This is a genomic window from Homoserinimonas flava, from assembly GCF_054969005.1.
In genome coordinates, this window is the sequence record NZ_JBUEQS010000001.1 from 895,856 (window position 1) to 910,382 (window position 14,527).

At 63.4% G+C, this 14,527-nt stretch carries 12 protein-coding genes; 11 read left to right on the forward strand and 1 reads right to left on the reverse strand.

The window, feature by feature from the left end; genetic code table 11:
- Window positions 1-32: 32 nt before the first annotated feature.
- From uvrB to ACY48M_RS04305, 11 genes are all read left to right on the forward strand, one after another.
- Window positions 33-2,111, forward strand: a complete 2,079-nt coding sequence (uvrB, locus tag ACY48M_RS04255; RefSeq protein ID WP_462818981.1) for an excinuclease ABC subunit UvrB — start codon at window positions 33-35, stop codon at window positions 2,109-2,111.
- A 109-nt stretch (window positions 2,112-2,220) separates the two neighbouring features.
- Window positions 2,221-5,238, forward strand: coding sequence for an excinuclease ABC subunit UvrA (gene uvrA, locus ACY48M_RS04260; protein WP_462818982.1), 3,018 nt, complete (start codon window positions 2,221-2,223; stop codon window positions 5,236-5,238).
- 16 nt (window positions 5,239-5,254) lie between these two features.
- A complete protein-coding gene (uvrC, locus tag ACY48M_RS04265) occupies window positions 5,255-7,132 on the forward strand; it encodes an excinuclease ABC subunit UvrC (RefSeq protein WP_462818983.1) in 1,878 nt (625 codons plus the stop codon).
- Window positions 7,133-7,176: 44 nt separating this feature from the next.
- Window positions 7,177-8,052, forward strand: a complete 876-nt coding sequence (gene rapZ, locus ACY48M_RS04270) for an RNase adapter RapZ (RefSeq protein ID WP_462818984.1) — start codon at window positions 7,177-7,179, stop codon at window positions 8,050-8,052.
- 60 nt (window positions 8,053-8,112) lie between these two features.
- The gene (gene whiA / locus ACY48M_RS04275) at window positions 8,113-9,093 is read left to right on the forward strand and encodes a DNA-binding protein WhiA (RefSeq protein ID WP_462818985.1); all 981 of its coding nucleotides are present in this window, start codon (window positions 8,113-8,115) and stop codon (window positions 9,091-9,093) included.
- 67 nt (window positions 9,094-9,160) lie between these two features.
- Window positions 9,161-9,787 (forward strand): superoxide dismutase, encoded by a 627-nt coding sequence (locus tag ACY48M_RS04280; RefSeq protein ID WP_462818986.1) that lies wholly within the window; start codon window positions 9,161-9,163, stop codon window positions 9,785-9,787.
- 98 nt (window positions 9,788-9,885) lie between these two features.
- Entirely contained in the window at window positions 9,886-10,890 is a 1,005-nt protein-coding gene (gene gap / locus ACY48M_RS04285) for a type I glyceraldehyde-3-phosphate dehydrogenase (RefSeq protein WP_462818987.1), read from the forward strand.
- 83 nt (window positions 10,891-10,973) lie between these two features.
- Window positions 10,974-12,188 (forward strand): phosphoglycerate kinase, encoded by a 1,215-nt coding sequence (locus tag ACY48M_RS04290; protein ID WP_462818988.1) that lies wholly within the window; start codon window positions 10,974-10,976, stop codon window positions 12,186-12,188.
- Window positions 12,179-12,979 carry a triose-phosphate isomerase gene (gene tpiA, locus ACY48M_RS04295; RefSeq protein ID WP_462818989.1) on the forward strand — a complete coding sequence of 267 codons (801 nt, stop codon included), beginning with the start codon at window positions 12,179-12,181 and terminating at the stop codon, window positions 12,977-12,979. Before ACY48M_RS04290 ends, tpiA begins: the two co-directional genes overlap by 10 nt.
- Window positions 12,980-13,086: 107 nt before the next feature.
- Entirely contained in the window at window positions 13,087-13,338 is a 252-nt protein-coding gene (gene secG / locus ACY48M_RS04300) for a preprotein translocase subunit SecG (protein WP_462818990.1), read from the forward strand.
- Between the two features lie 8 nt (window positions 13,339-13,346).
- Window positions 13,347-13,709, forward strand: coding sequence for an RNA polymerase-binding protein RbpA (locus ACY48M_RS04305; protein WP_462818991.1), 363 nt, complete (start codon window positions 13,347-13,349; stop codon window positions 13,707-13,709).
- 52 nt (window positions 13,710-13,761) lie between these two features.
- On the opposite strand, the gene pgl is transcribed toward ACY48M_RS04305, so the two are convergent.
- On the reverse strand, window positions 13,762-14,526 hold the full coding sequence (pgl, locus tag ACY48M_RS04310; protein WP_462818992.1) for a 6-phosphogluconolactonase: 765 nt from the start codon (window positions 14,524-14,526) through the stop codon (window positions 13,762-13,764).
- Between the last annotated feature and the right edge of the window lies 1 nt (window position 14,527).

Genomic DNA, 14,527 nt, shown 5'->3' on the forward strand with positions numbered 1-14,527 from the left:
TGAATGTCGGTGCCCCTCTCTAGACTTGAAGGATGCAAGCGACCAGGTCTGTGCGGCCCTTCGAGGTCATCAGCGACTACACCCCAAGCGGCGATCAGCCGGCCGCGATCGCCGAACTCGCCGGACGGGTGAACGCGGGTGAGGCCGATGTCGTGTTGCTCGGTGCCACAGGAACCGGCAAGTCAGCGACGACGGCCTGGCTCATTGAACAGGTGCAGCGACCAACCCTCGTGATGGCGCACAACAAGACCCTGGCGGCGCAACTCGCCAACGAGTTCCGGGAGCTGCTGCCCAACAACGCGGTCGAGTACTTCGTTTCGTACTACGACTACTACCAGCCAGAGGCCTACGTGCCCCAGACCGATACGTTCATCGAGAAGGACAGCTCGGTGAACGCCGAGGTCGAGCGGCTCCGACACTCGACGACGAATTCCCTGCTCAGCCGTCGAGATGTCATCGTCGTCTCCACCGTGTCGTGCATCTACGGGCTCGGAGCAGCAGAGGAATACCTCGAAGCCATGGTCGCGCTCCAGGTGGGCGAAAACATCTCGCGTGATGCGATCATCCGTCGCTTCGTCGCGATGCAGTACCAACGCAATGACATCGACTTCTCGCGCGGCAAGTTCCGCGTTCGCGGAGACACGATTGAGATCATTCCGATGTACGAGGAGAACGCGATCCGCATCGAGATGTTCGGTGACGAGATCGAGGCCCTCTATGCGCTGCACCCGTTAACGGGCGAGGTTCTCCAACAAATGGACGCGGTCTCAGTTTTTCCTGCGACGCATTACGCCGCGAGCCCAGCCACGATGCAGCGCGCCATTGTGACGATCCGCGAGGAGCTTGAAGAGCGGCTCACAGAACTTGAACGGCAGGGCAAGCTGCTCGAGGCCCAGCGGCTCCGCATGCGCACGACCTTCGACCTCGAGATGATGGAGCAGATCGGCTTCTGCAGCGGCATCGAGAACTACTCGCGGCACATCGACGGCCGGCTTCCCGGGGCGCCACCGAGCTGTCTTCTCGACTACTTTCCCGAGGACTTCCTCGTGGTAATCGACGAATCCCACGTGACAGTGCCGCAGATCGGGGCCATGTTTGAAGGGGATGCTTCGCGAAAGCGCACTCTCGTCGAGCACGGTTTCCGTCTGCCGAGCGCGCTCGACAACCGGCCGCTGAAGTTCAGCGAGTTTCTCGACCGCGCCGGGCAGAAGGTGTACCTCTCCGCGACCCCCGGCAAGTATGAGCTCGGGGTTGCCGATGGCTACGTTGAGCAGATCATCCGACCGACGGGGCTCATCGATCCTGAGATCGTCGTGAAGCCGAGCAAAGGCCAGATCGATGATCTGCTCGAAGAGATCCGTCGTCGCGCCGAACGCAACGAACGCGTGCTCGTCACGACACTCACGAAGAAGATGGCCGAGGAGCTCACCGACTTCCTCACCGAGGCCGGGGTGCGTGTGCGCTACCTCCACTCGGATGTCGACACACTCCGTCGCGTCGAGCTCCTCACCGAGCTCCGGCAGGGCGTCTACGACGTCCTCGTGGGCATCAACCTCTTGCGCGAGGGCCTTGACCTTCCCGAGGTCTCGCTCGTCGCCATCCTTGACGCGGATAAGGAGGGATTCCTCCGTTCGTCGACTTCCCTTATCCAAACCATCGGACGCGCCGCACGAAACGTCTCGGGTGCCGTGCACATGTACGCGGATGTCATGACTGATTCGATGAAGTTTGCGATCGAGGAGACAGACCGCCGCCGTGAGAAGCAGGTCGCATACAACCTCAAGCACGGTATCGACCCCACACCGCTTCGCAAGAAGATCGCCGACATCACCGATACCCTCGCTCGCGAGGAGGCCGACACCGCCGAGTTCCTCGCGGGGCGCGGAGATCGTCGACGGGCACCCACGCCCTCGCTCGGCAAAGAAGGGCGACGCTTTGAGGGACTCGCGGCCGCGGGCGCGGGCGATCTCGATGCACTCATTCGCGACCTCAACGATCAGATGCTTCAGGCCGCCGGCGAATTGAAGTTCGAGCTCGCGGGTCGACTTCGAGACGAGGTCGCCGATCTCAAGAAGGAGCTACGCCAGATGGAAGCTGCCGGACACATCTGACGCGGTACACTAGAACAGATGTTCGAGTGACCCGCTTCGGACTCACCCCACTCAGCGATGCCGACGACTCCCGGCACGCCCGCAGTAGAGAGAACGTAGGCTGACAATCGTGTCGATCACTCCCGTCGAATCCAATTCTCGCCTCAGCGTGCGCGGCGCCCGCGTGCACAATCTCCACAACGTGGATCTCGAGATCCCGCGCGACTCGCTGGTCGTGTTCACGGGCCTTTCGGGTTCCGGCAAGTCCTCACTCGCGTTCGACACGATCTTCGCCGAAGGGCAGCGACGGTACGTCGAGTCGCTGTCTGCCTACGCGCGACAGTTCCTCGGACAGGTCGATCGGCCGGACGTGGACTTCATCGAAGGGCTGAGCCCTGCGGTGTCGATCGACCAGAAGTCGACCAACCGCAATCCCCGGTCCACGGTGGGCACCATCACCGAGATCTACGACTACATGCGGCTCCTGTGGGCGCGGATCGGTATTCCACACTGTGCGGTCTGTGGCGAGCCAATCGCGCGGCAAACTGTGCAGCAGATCGCCGACCAACTCATGACGCTCGAATCCGGAACGCGCTACCAGGTGGTCAGCCCAGTGGTCTCGCAAAAAAAGGGCGAGTTCGTCGACCTCTTCAAAGAGCTCGCCGCCTCGGGCTACTCCCGCGCGATCGTCGACGGCGACGTCGTGCAGCTGAGCGCTCCTCCGACACTAAAAAAGCAGGTCAAGCACGACATCTCCGTCGTCGTTGACCGTCTCGTGGCCGCCGACGACGTGCTTTCTCGGCTCACCGATTCACTCGAGACTGCCCTCCGCCTTACCGACGGTCTCGTCTCGATCAACTTCGTCGATGAGGAGGGCGACGCTGCCTGGCGCACGTTCTCCGAAAAGCTCTCGTGCCCGAACAATCACCCGGTGCAGCTTACCGAAATTGAGCCGCGCACCTTCTCCTTCAACGCCCCGTTCGGCGCGTGCCCAGAGTGCTCAGGTCTTGGCACCCGCATGGCGGTCGACTCGGAGCTCCTGCTCGGCGATCCCTCGCTCAGTCTCGCCGACGGCGTTATCCTGCCGTGGACGCAGAGCGGCAAGGGGCTGTACAACTACTTCCAGCGTCTGCTCGAGGGTCTCGCTCGCGATCTGGGCTTCTCACTCAAGACCCCGTGGGAAGACCTCGCAGACGAGGCAAAAGAAGCCGTGCTGCGCGGCAACGACTTCCAAGTCAGCGTGAAATGGCGCAACCGTTTCGGCCGCGAGATGAAGTACTCGACCGGGTTCGAAGGCGTCATCCCGTACATCGAACGCAAGTACCTCGAGGCGGAGACCGATGCCGCGAGGCAACGGTTTGCCAGCTACCTTCGCGAGATCCCCTGCGCCGTCTGCAATGGCAAGCGCCTCAAGCCCGAAGTCCTCGCCGTGACGGTGCAGAACGAGAGCATCGCGGATATCTGCGAGCTGAGCTTGAGCGACGCCCACACGTTCATGCAAGAGCTCCACCTCACCGAGCGTGAGTCCCACATCGCCGCGGCAGTCCTCCGCGAGATTCGCGCCCGACTTGAGTTCCTCCTCGAAGTGGGGCTCAACTATCTCAACCTCGCCCGGTCGGCCGGATCCCTCTCGGGAGGGGAGGCGCAGCGCATCCGTTTGGCGACGCAGATCGGGTCTGGTCTTACGGGGGTGCTCTACGTGCTCGACGAGCCGAGCATCGGCCTTCACCAGCGAGACAACCGACGGCTCATCGAAACACTCGTCAAGCTCAAGAACCTTGGCAACACGCTCATCGTCGTCGAACACGATGAAGACACCATCCGCACCGCCGACTGGATCGTCGACATCGGGCCAGGTGCCGGCGAGCACGGCGGCAAGGTCGTGCACTCGGGCTCGTACGAAGATTTGCTTGTCAACGAACTCTCGATGACAGGCGACTACCTTTCGGGACGCAAGAGCATCGCGGTGCCCGCGACACGGAGAGACATCGACGCGGATCGTATCCTCCGGGTCGAAGGGGCCAGAGCAAACAACCTCCGCGACGTCACCGTCGAAATCCCTTTGGGCCTGTTCACCGCTGTCACAGGCGTCAGTGGCTCAGGCAAGTCCTCACTCATCAACGACATCCTCTACAAGGTGCTCGCAAACGAGCTCAACGGCGCACGGCAGATCCCCGGCAAGCACACGCGGGTCACGGGCCTCGAAAGTCTCGACAAGGTTGTTCACGTCGATCAGGCGCCGATCGGCCGCACACCGCGGTCCAATCCCGCGACCTACACGGGCGTCTTCGACCGCATCCGCACGCTGTTCTCCGAGACGGCAGAGGCGAAGGCCCGCGGCTACCTCCCTGGCCGGTTCAGCTTCAATGTCAAGGGTGGTCGCTGCGAGCACTGCTCGGGCGACGGCACCATCAAGATCGAGATGAACTTCCTCCCCGACGTCTATGTGACGTGCGAGGTGTGCGGGGGAGCGCGCTACAACCGCGAAACTCTCTCGGTGCACTACAAGGGCAAGAACATCGCTGAAGTGCTCGAAATGCCGATCAGCGAGGCGGCGGAGTTCTTCCAGGCGATCGGCGCCATCCATCGCTTCCTCTCCACGCTCGTCGAGGTCGGGCTCGGCTATGTGCGGCTCGGCCAGAGCGCCACGACCCTTTCCGGCGGCGAGGCACAGCGGGTCAAGCTCGCCACTGAACTGCAACGTCGGTCGAACGGGCGAAGCATTTACGTGCTCGATGAACCGACGACTGGGCTCCACTTCGAAGACGTGCGCAAGCTGCTTCTTGTGCTCAGCGGACTCGTCGAGAAGGGCAATACGGTCGTCGTCATTGAGCACAACCTCGATGTCATCAAGTCAGCCGACTGGGTCATCGACATGGGCCCGGAGGGTGGAGCCGGCGGCGGGCAGGTTATCGCGACCGGTACACCAGAGCGAATCGCGGGCGCCGAGGTGAGTCACACCGGGAGATTCCTGCGAGAGCTTCTCCCGGCGGATGCTGTGGCGAAGGCCGGCAAGGCGACTCCCAAGTCCGGGGCGCGCGGCACCCGGGCCGCGAGCACTAAGACGACCGGCGCGAAGACGGCTGGCACGAAGGCCACCGCGAAGGCGGCCAGCACGAAGGCGCGCAAGGCGCGCGCGGCCGGCTGACCCTCGTGCTTGGCGCATGAGCGACACGGTCAGTTATCGTCCGAAGGCGGGGGAGATCCCGACCCAACCGGGCGTGTATCGGTTCAAGGATGCGAACCAGCGCGTGCTGTACGTCGGCAAGGCAAACAACCTCCGAGCAAGACTGAGCAACTATTTCGCGCCGCTGCGGAGCCTGCATGAGCGCACGCGGCGCATGGTCACGACCGCCGCATCCGTCGAATGGACCGTCGTCGGGAGCGAATTCGAGGCCTTGCAGCTCGAGTTCACCTGGATCAAGGAGTTCGATCCGCCGTTCAATGTGAAGTTCCGCGACGACAAGTCCTATCCGTACCTCGCGATCACGCTGCAGGAGTCGGTTCCGCGCGTCCTCATCACCCGCAACAAGAGCATGCGCGGTGCCCGCTATTTCGGGCCGTACACCAAGGTTGGTGCGCTGCGCGAGACGGTTGATCTCATGCTCAAGGCGTTCCCCATGCGCAGCTGCTCAGACTCGGTCTATCGACGGGCCGAGCAGTCCGGCAGGCCATGCCTGCTCGGCGACATCGGCAAGTGTTCCGCGCCGTGTGTTGGTCGCATTTCGAAGGGCGATCACAAGTCGACCGCGCTCGACTTCGCGTCGTTCATGGCGGGTCAGGATCGCCGCTATTTCAGTGACCTCTCCACCCGCATGACCGCGGCGGCGGAGGAGCAGGATTACGAGACGGCGGCGAAGCTCCGCGACCAGCGGGCCGCGCTCGAGACCGTGCTGTCCAAGAACACCGTCGTGCTTTCTGACTCGATCGACGCCGACCTCTTCGGCATTGCGCACGACGAGCTCGCGGCGGCGGTCCAGCAGTTCTCTGTGCGGGGCGGGCGCATCCGCGGCGTCCGCAGCTGGGTTGTCGATAAGGAGCTCGATCTTGAGCTTCCCGAGCTCGTCGAGTCCGTGATCCAGAAGGCCTATGGTGACGACTTCGAGCCCCCGAAGCGAATCTTCGTTCCGGCGCTGCCTGACGATGCAGTCGAGCTCGAGCACTGGCTTGCCTCTCGCAAGTACGAGCTCACGGGGCGCAGTGGCAAAGTCTCGCTCTCAGTCGCGAAGCGCGGGGAGATCGCGACCCTCGTGCAGACTGTCGACAACAACGCCCGCGGCGCACTCGTGCTCTACAAGACGAGGCGCAGCGGGGATTTCACGGCGAGATCGCAGGCGCTGGCCGACATTCAGGAGGCACTCGGCATGCCCGATGCGCCCCTTCGCATGGAGTGCTTCGACGTCTCACACCTCAGCGGCACCAACATCGTCGCCTCGATGGTTGTGTTCGAAGACGGATTGCCGCGCAAAGATCAGTACCGCCGCTTCGGGATCGAGGCCGCTGCCGACGACACCGAGGCGATCGCCGATGTCCTGCGCCGCCGGCTGGCGCACCTCGACACCGACACACCGGAGTCTCGACGATTCGCCTACCGCCCGAACCTCCTCATCGTCGACGGCGGCCAGCCCCAGGTCAATGCGGCGGCCCGCGTGCTGCAGGAGTACAACATCACCGACATCGCCCTGTGCGGCATCGCGAAGCGTCTCGAAGAGATCTGGCAGCCGGAGTCGGACTTTCCCGTCATCCTGCCCCGCAATAGCGACGCTCTCTTCCTCATCCAGCGCATCCGTGACGAAGCCCATCGCTTCGCCATCACGTTCCAACGCCAGCGCCGCAAGCGGGACATCTCGACCGTGCTCTCCGAGATCCCCGGCGTCGGGGCATCCAGGGTCAAGGTTCTCCTCATGCATTTCGGATCGGTAGCTCGCCTTCGCGAGGCGACACCCGAGGAGATCTCAACCGTGAAGGGGATAGGGCCAGTGCTGGCGACAACGATCCATGGCCGTTTGCACGAGTCACAGACTCCTTCGCTTGGTGGGTAGGCTTGGCACTGCACACTACGGCGATGAGATAGAGGGCAACCGAGATGGCGGAGGGTTCCGAACGACAGGAAGTCCTGATCGTTACGGGCATGTCCGGTGCCGGTCGCTCCACTGTCGGCAACGCACTCGAAGATCTTGGCTGGTATGTCGTCGATAACCTGCCGCCCCAGATGCTCCGCCCACTCGTCGAACTCGCGGGTCGCGCCGGCAGCAACCTGCCTCGCATCGCCGCGATCGTCGATGTCCGTGGTGGCAGACTCTTTTCCGACCTCGCCGAGACGATTGTCGCGCTGAGAGCCGGATCGACCGTGCGGGTGGTCTTCCTGGATGCGACGGATGCCTCGCTCGTGCGTCGTTTCGAGCAGGTCAGGCGCCCGCATCCCCTGCAGGGCGACGGCACACTACTCGATGGCATTTCTGCTGAGCGCGCACGCATGCTGGAGATTCGGGAGTCGAGCGATATTGTCATTGACACTTCGGATCTCAACATCCATCAGCTTGCGACCCTCGTGGCCGAAACCTTTTCGTCCGAGAGCACGCCAGGGGTGCGGCTTACGGTCATGAGTTTCGGTTTCAAGTATGGCCTGCCGACCGATGCCGATCTCGTGGCGGACATGCGCTTCCTCCCGAACCCGTTCTGGATGCCCGACCTGCGGCCGTTCAATGGACTCGATGAGGTCGTGAGCTCGTATGTGCTCGCACAAGAGGGGGCGCAGGAGTTCGTGAGCGCCTACACTCGTGCGCTCGAGCCTGTGTTCGCGGGCTATCAACGCGAGAACAAGCGCCACGTGACCATCGCCGTAGGATGCACGGGCGGCAAGCATCGCTCGGTGGCCGTGGCTGAGGAGCTCGCTCGTCGCCTCGGTGATCTTCCGGGCGTCGTGGCGAGCTCGAAACATCGCGACCTCGGTCGCGAATAGTCTTCAGCCGACAGTGTCGGCCCAGCATCATTTTCCAGTACTGCACGAAAGGATTCGCCTGTGGCTCTCACCGCCGATGTCAAGGAGGAGCTCACCGGGGTCGAGGTGAGCAAGACGACCGTGAGGGCGGCCGAGCTTTCGACGATTCTCCGGTTCTCGGGCGGGCTTCACATGATCTCCGGCCGCATTGCGGTGGAGTCGGAGCTCGACAGCCCCGCGCTTGCGAGGCGGGTCCGCAAAGACCTTGCCGAACTTTATGGAGTGCGCGGTGACGTCGCGGTTGTCGCCGCAAATGGCATGCGCAAGTCCACGAACTATTTGGTTCGCGTGCTCGAAGGGGGCGAGACGTTGGCCCGACAGACCGGTCTCCTCGATGCACGACGACGACCGATCAGGGGTCTGCCGAACCGACTCACCACTGGTTCGCGCGAGGATCTCTCCGCTATCTGGCGCGGAGCGTTCCTCGCGCAGGGCACACTCACTGATCCCGGCCGATCTGCCGCACTCGAGGTCGTGTGCCCGGGCAACGAGGCGGCAATGGCACTCGTCGGGGCAGCCTCTCGCCTCGGCATTTCTGCAAAGGCCCGCGAGGTCAGGGGTGTGCACCGCGTCGTGATCCGTGACGGCGAATCGATCAGCGCCATGCTCATCACCATGGGCGCGGCAGAGACGGTGCAGGCGTGGGAGGCACTTCGGCAGCGACGCGAGGTGCGCGCGACCGCGAATCGTCTCGTGAACTTCGACGATGCGAACCTCAGGCGCTCAGCTCAGGCTGCCGTCGCGGCGTGCGCCAAGGTCGAGCGTGCACTCGAGATCCTCAGCGACGACATCCCAGAGCATCTGCGCTACGCGGGCGAGCTTCGTTTGAGATTCCGCGATGCGAGCCTCGACGAACTCGGCCACCATGCCGACCCGCCCATGACCAAGGACGCGGTCGCTGGTCGCATCCGTCGACTTCTCGCGATGGCAGACAAGAAGGCAGAAGACACCGGGATTCCCGGCACTGATGCGAACCTGCCGCCCGAGTATGAGGACGCGTAGACTTTCATCAACCCCCGCAGCGCGCACACTATTCGATGTGCCGACGCGACACATAAGGAGAGCACAAATGGCTGACTACACCCTTCCAGAACTCCCGTACGACTACGCAGCACTTGAGCCGAGCATCAGCGCCACCATCATGGAGCTGCACCACAGCAAGCACCACCAGGCGTATGTGACCGGTGCGAACACGGCGCTCGCGCAGCTTGCCGAGGCACGTGACAAGGGCGAGCTCGCCAATGTGAACAAGCTCGAGAAGGACCTCGCGTTCAACCTTGGCGGCCACGTCAACCACTCGGTGTTCTGGACGAACATGTCCCCGGATGGCGGCGACAAGCCCACCGGTGACCTCGCGTCGGCGATCGATGACAACTTCGGCTCGTTTGAGAAGTTTCAGGCGCACTTCACCGCCACCGCGCTCGGCGTGCAGGGCTCCGGATGGTCGGTGCTCGCGTGGGATTCGATCGGCCAGCGCCTTATCATCGAGCAGCTTTTTGACCAGCAGAGCAACGCGGCGTTCGGCACGATCCCGCTTCTGATGCTCGATGTCTGGGAGCACGCGTACTACATCGATTACAAGAACGTGCGCGCCGACTACGTCAAGGCGTTCTGGAACATCGTCAACTGGCAGAATGTGCAGCAGCGCCTTGAAGCAGCTCGCACGGGCACGACGGGCCTCCTGGTACTGTCATAGCCTGCTCGGCCGGGCTCCGGCTCGGGCAAACGACACCCCCCCAAATCGCCTCACGACATCACCCTTCGTCGGCAGGCACACAACACTCAGGAGTCCCATTGACCGTCAGAATCGGCATCAACGGCTTCGGCCGGATTGGCCGCAACTACTTCCGCGCAGCTCTTGCGCAGGGCAGCGATCTCGAGATCGTTGCCGTGAATGACCTCACCGACACCAAGACCCTCGCCCACCTGCTCAAGTACGACTCCGTCACCGGTCGTCTTGCCGCCGACGTGTCCGTCGATGGCGACACCATCACGGTCGATGGCAAGGCCATTACTGTGCTTGCAGACCGCGACCCTGCCAACCTGCCGTGGGGAGACCTTGGCGTCGACATCGTGATCGAGTCGACCGGCTTCTTCACCAAGGCGGAGGGCGCTCGCAAGCACATCGACGCCGGCGCCAAAAAGGTGCTCATCTCGGCACCCGCTTCGGGCGAGGATGCGACCTTCGTGATGGGCGTGAATCACGAGTCCTACGATCCAGCGAACCACCACATCATCTCGAACGCGTCGTGCACGACGAACTGTCTTGCGCCGCTCGCGAAGGTGTTCAACGACAAGTTCGGCATCGAGCGTGGTCTCATGACGACGGTGCACGCGTACACCGCCGACCAGAACCTGCAGGACGGCCCGCACAGCGATCTCCGTCGTGCCCGCGCTGCGGCCCTGAACATCGTCCCGACGTCGACCGGCGCCGCGAAGGCGATTGGTCTCGTCATGCCGGAGCTCATCGGCAAGCTCGACGGTTTCGCACTTCGCGTCCCCGTGCCGACCGGCTCGATCACGGACCTCACGGTCACGGCGACACGCTCTGCTTCGGTCGATGAGATCAAGGCCGCGTACAAGGAGGCTGCCGAAGGTCCGCTCAAGGGGATCCTCAAGTACACGGAGGATGAGATCGTTTCGAGCGATATCGTCACGGACCCGCACTCGTCGATCTTCGACTCCGGCCTGCTCCGTGTGCTCGGCGACCAGGTCAAGCTCTCGGCGTGGTACGACAACGAGTGGGGCTACTCCAACCGCCTCGTCGACCTCACCGAGTACGTCGCCGCGCGACTCTAACCATCATCGGGGTGGGCGGCGCAGTGCCGTCCACCCCTGTGTGCGCCAGCCGATCCAACCAGCAACGCGGAGACAGATCACCAATGACCCTTCGAACCCTTGATTCACTCGGCGATGTCGCCGGCGCGACGGTGATTGTCCGCTGCGATCTCAATGTGCCGCTCGATGATGGCCGAATCACCGATGACGGTCGCATTCGCGCCTCCGTCGCGACGCTTCGCCGTCTTCTCGATGGGGGAGCGAAGGTCGTCGTGGTCTCGCACCTGGGCCGACCGAAGGGCGTGCCCGAAGCAAAATACAGCCTCGCCCCGGTCGCCACACGGCTCGGCGAACTGCTCGATCGGCCCGTCGCGTTCGCCACCGACACGGTCGGTGACTCGGCCACTGCAACGGTCGCAGCACTTGCACCTGGTGAGATCGCCCTTCTTGAGAATCTCCGGTTCAACCCGGAAGAGACCTCGAAGAGTGACGCCGAACGCGCCTCCTTTGCGGCGAGGCTCGCCGCCTACGGTGACGCGTTCGTGTCTGACGGCTTCGGGGTCGTCCACCGCCAGCAGGCGAGCGTCTTCGAGCTTGCGAAGGCGCTGCCGAGTGCTGCCGGTCTGCTCATTGAGGCAGAACTCGATGTGCTCGATCGCCTGACGGCACGGCCCGAAAGCCCGTACACCGTGGTGCTCGGAGGCTCCAAGGTGTCAGACAAGCTCGGCGTGATCGGCCACCTCCTGCCGCGCGTCAACACGCTCCTCATCGGTGGCGGCATGATGTTCACCTTCCTTGCCGCGCAGGGGCACAAAGTCGGCTCGAGCCTGCTCGAGGTCGACCAACTCGAGACGGTTCGCGGCTACCTGGCAGAGGCTGAGCGACTCGGGGTCGAAATCATTGTGCCCACCGACACTGTCGTGGCGTCACACTTCGGCGCAGATGCCGAGCATCAGGTTGCCAGCGCGGACTCGATCGAGTCGACCCCATGGGGCTCTGCTGGCCTCGGGCTCGACATCGGCCCTGACACGGCGCTCCGCTTTGCCGAGGTCATTCGGGGCTCGCGCACAGTGTTCTGGAACGGACCGATGGGTGTCTTCGAGCTCGCACCCTTCGCGAACGGCACGCGCGCCGTCGCAGAGGCGCTCACGAAGGTGGACGGCCTCTCTGTCGTCGGGGGTGGCGACTCGGCCGCAGCGGTCCGTGCACTTGATTTCAACGATGACCAGTTCGGTCACATTTCTACCGGTGGTGGCGCGAGCCTCGAGTTCCTTGAAGGCTCGTCACTGCCAGGACTGGAGGTCCTCGGATGGCAGTGACACAGCGAGCGGGACGCACCCCGCTCATCGCAGGCAACTGGAAGATGAATCTCGACCATTTGCAAGCAATCGCCGTCGTGCAGAAGCTCGCCTGGAGCCTCAAGGATGCACGATTCGACTACAGCGAGGTCGATGTCGCGGTGTTCCCGCCATTCACCGATCTCCGCTCCGTGCAGACACTCATCTCGGCCGACAAGCTGCACCTGCAGTTCGGCGCTCAAGATGTGTCGGCCCACGACTCCGGCGCCTACACGGGCGAAATCTCGGGCGCGTTTCTCAAGGCACTCGACTGCGCCTACGTGATCATTGGTCACTCGGAGCGTCGCACACTGCATCGGGAGACCGACGAACAGGTCGGTGCGAAAGCGCTTGCCGCGCTAAAGCACGGCCTCGTGCCCATCATCTGCGTCGGAGAGACTGCCGATGACCTCGCTGAGCACGGCCCGAGCGCTGTGCCGGTGGCGCAGCTTACGGTCGCGCTGGAGAGCCTGCCCGCAGGATCTGACATCGTCGTGGCCTATGAGCCGGTGTGGGCGATCGGTTCCGGTCAGGCGGCAACCCCGGAGCAGGCCGAGCAGGTAGCGGAAGCCCTTCGGGCCGTCATCGCCGAGAAACTGGGCGATGATGCCGCGGCCGCGACACGCATCCTCTACGGCGGCTCGGTCAAGTCCTCCAACATTGCTTCGTTCATGCGGCAGGCGAATGTCGACGGGGCTCTCGTCGGCGGAGCAAGTCTCGACGTGCAAGAGTTCGCAAACATCTGCCGGTTTAAGGCCCACGTCGGGACTTGATCTCAGCGCCGCGCGGGCGCGGAACCGTCGGGCTATACTGATCTACGGCTTCCGCGCTCCCGAAGGCGCCTCATTCGCGCCGGCGCGCATCCACCGAAAGGCTTTACGTGCAAATTCTTCAGGTCGTGCTTCAGGTGGTGCTGGGCATCACCAGCCTCCTGCTGACACTGCTCATCCTGCTTCACAAGGGCCGCGGTGGCGGACTCTCCGACATGTTCGGTGGTGGGGTAACATCCAACCTTGGAGCATCGGGAGTTGCTGAGCGCAACCTCAACCGTTTTACCGTGATCCTTGGACTCATTTGGGTTACGTGCATCGTCGTGCTCGGTCTCATCACTAAGTTCGACTCGGCAATCTAGGAGTAACCGTGGCGTCAGGCGGCAGTGCAATTCGTGGTTCCCGTGTTGGAGCAGGTCCCATGGGCGAGCAGGATCGTGGCTTTCATGCCGAGCGCATCCAGGTGCACTACTGGTGCGGGAGTGGCCACCAGCTGAGCCCGTACTTTCTCGCCACGATCGAGCCGGAAGAGATTCCGGAGCAGCTCGACTGCCCGAACTGTGGCGCACCCGCCGGACGTGACCGCGAGAACCCACCGCAGGTTGCCAAGCTCGAGCCGTACAAGACGCACCTTGCTTACGTGAAGGAGCGCCGCACCGAAGAAGAGGCCGTCGCACTTCTTGAAGAGGCACTCACGCAGCTTCGTGCGCGCCGCGGGTCCGTAACACAGTAGACCCTCCGCGGTCATGATTGATCGCGAGTGGCAGCGTTATTGAGACGCAGCGCTAACGGCGCCCCTCCGCGAGGAGGTCGCGCGGAACATCCGCAGCGGCATCAGTGTCCATGAAGAAGATGGTCTCTTCTTGCGCCTGCACTCCCGCGACCGGCACCAGGTTCCGGCTGGCTCCCGCCAGCGCAAGGCCGACCGCGGACGCTTTGTCGGCGCCAGCAACTGCCAGCCAGATCCGAACGGAACCGTTGAGTACCGGGAGAGTAAGGCTCAACCGCTCCGGCGGCGGCTTCGGTGAGTCGCGCACGGCGACAACCGCGTCTGTGGAATCTACCTGCGCGTGATGCGGAAACAGGGAAGCGATGTGGCCGTCGGGCCCAACCCCGAGAAAGGTGATGTCAAACTCCGGCGCGTCCGCACCATCGCCCGCATGGGTCTTGAGCTCGGCGGCGTAGTGTTGCGCGGCAATCTCGAGCGGGAGACCGTCATCCGAGGGGAAGCGGTGGACGTGTGCGGCGGGCACAGGAACATGATCAAGGAGAGCCTCCGCCGCCTGCTGATCGTTGCGATCGGCATGCCCGGCGGGCACCCAACGCTCATCTCCCCACCAGAAGTGGATGCGGCTCCAGTCGATGGTGTCGCTCACCTCTGGTCGTGCAACGGCGGCGAGCACCGCGATGCCCACCGATCCTCCCGTGAGGCACACGTGGACGAAGTCGTTCTGCGACTGCAAGTCCACGACGGTGGCGACGAACTGCCTCGCCACGACATCGATGAGCGCATCCTTGCTTGGCTCGACGACGACAATGGTCTCTGGCACG

Excerpts from the sequence above, each read along its gene's own strand:
- uvrB (WP_462818981.1), top strand. The coding sequence starts at position 33 with ATGCAAGCGACCAGGTCTGTGCGGCCCTTCGAGGTCATCAGCGACTAC.
- uvrC (WP_462818983.1), top strand. The coding sequence starts at position 5,255 with ATGAGCGACACGGTCAGTTATCGTCCGAAGGCGGGGGAGATCCCGACC.
- rapZ (WP_462818984.1), top strand. The coding sequence starts at position 7,177 with ATGGCGGAGGGTTCCGAACGACAGGAAGTCCTGATCGTTACGGGCATG.
- ACY48M_RS04280 (WP_462818986.1), top strand. The coding sequence starts at position 9,161 with ATGGCTGACTACACCCTTCCAGAACTCCCGTACGACTACGCAGCACTT.
- ACY48M_RS04290 (WP_462818988.1), top strand. The coding sequence starts at position 10,974 with ATGACCCTTCGAACCCTTGATTCACTCGGCGATGTCGCCGGCGCGACG.
- tpiA (WP_462818989.1), top strand. The coding sequence starts at position 12,179 with ATGGCAGTGACACAGCGAGCGGGACGCACCCCGCTCATCGCAGGCAAC.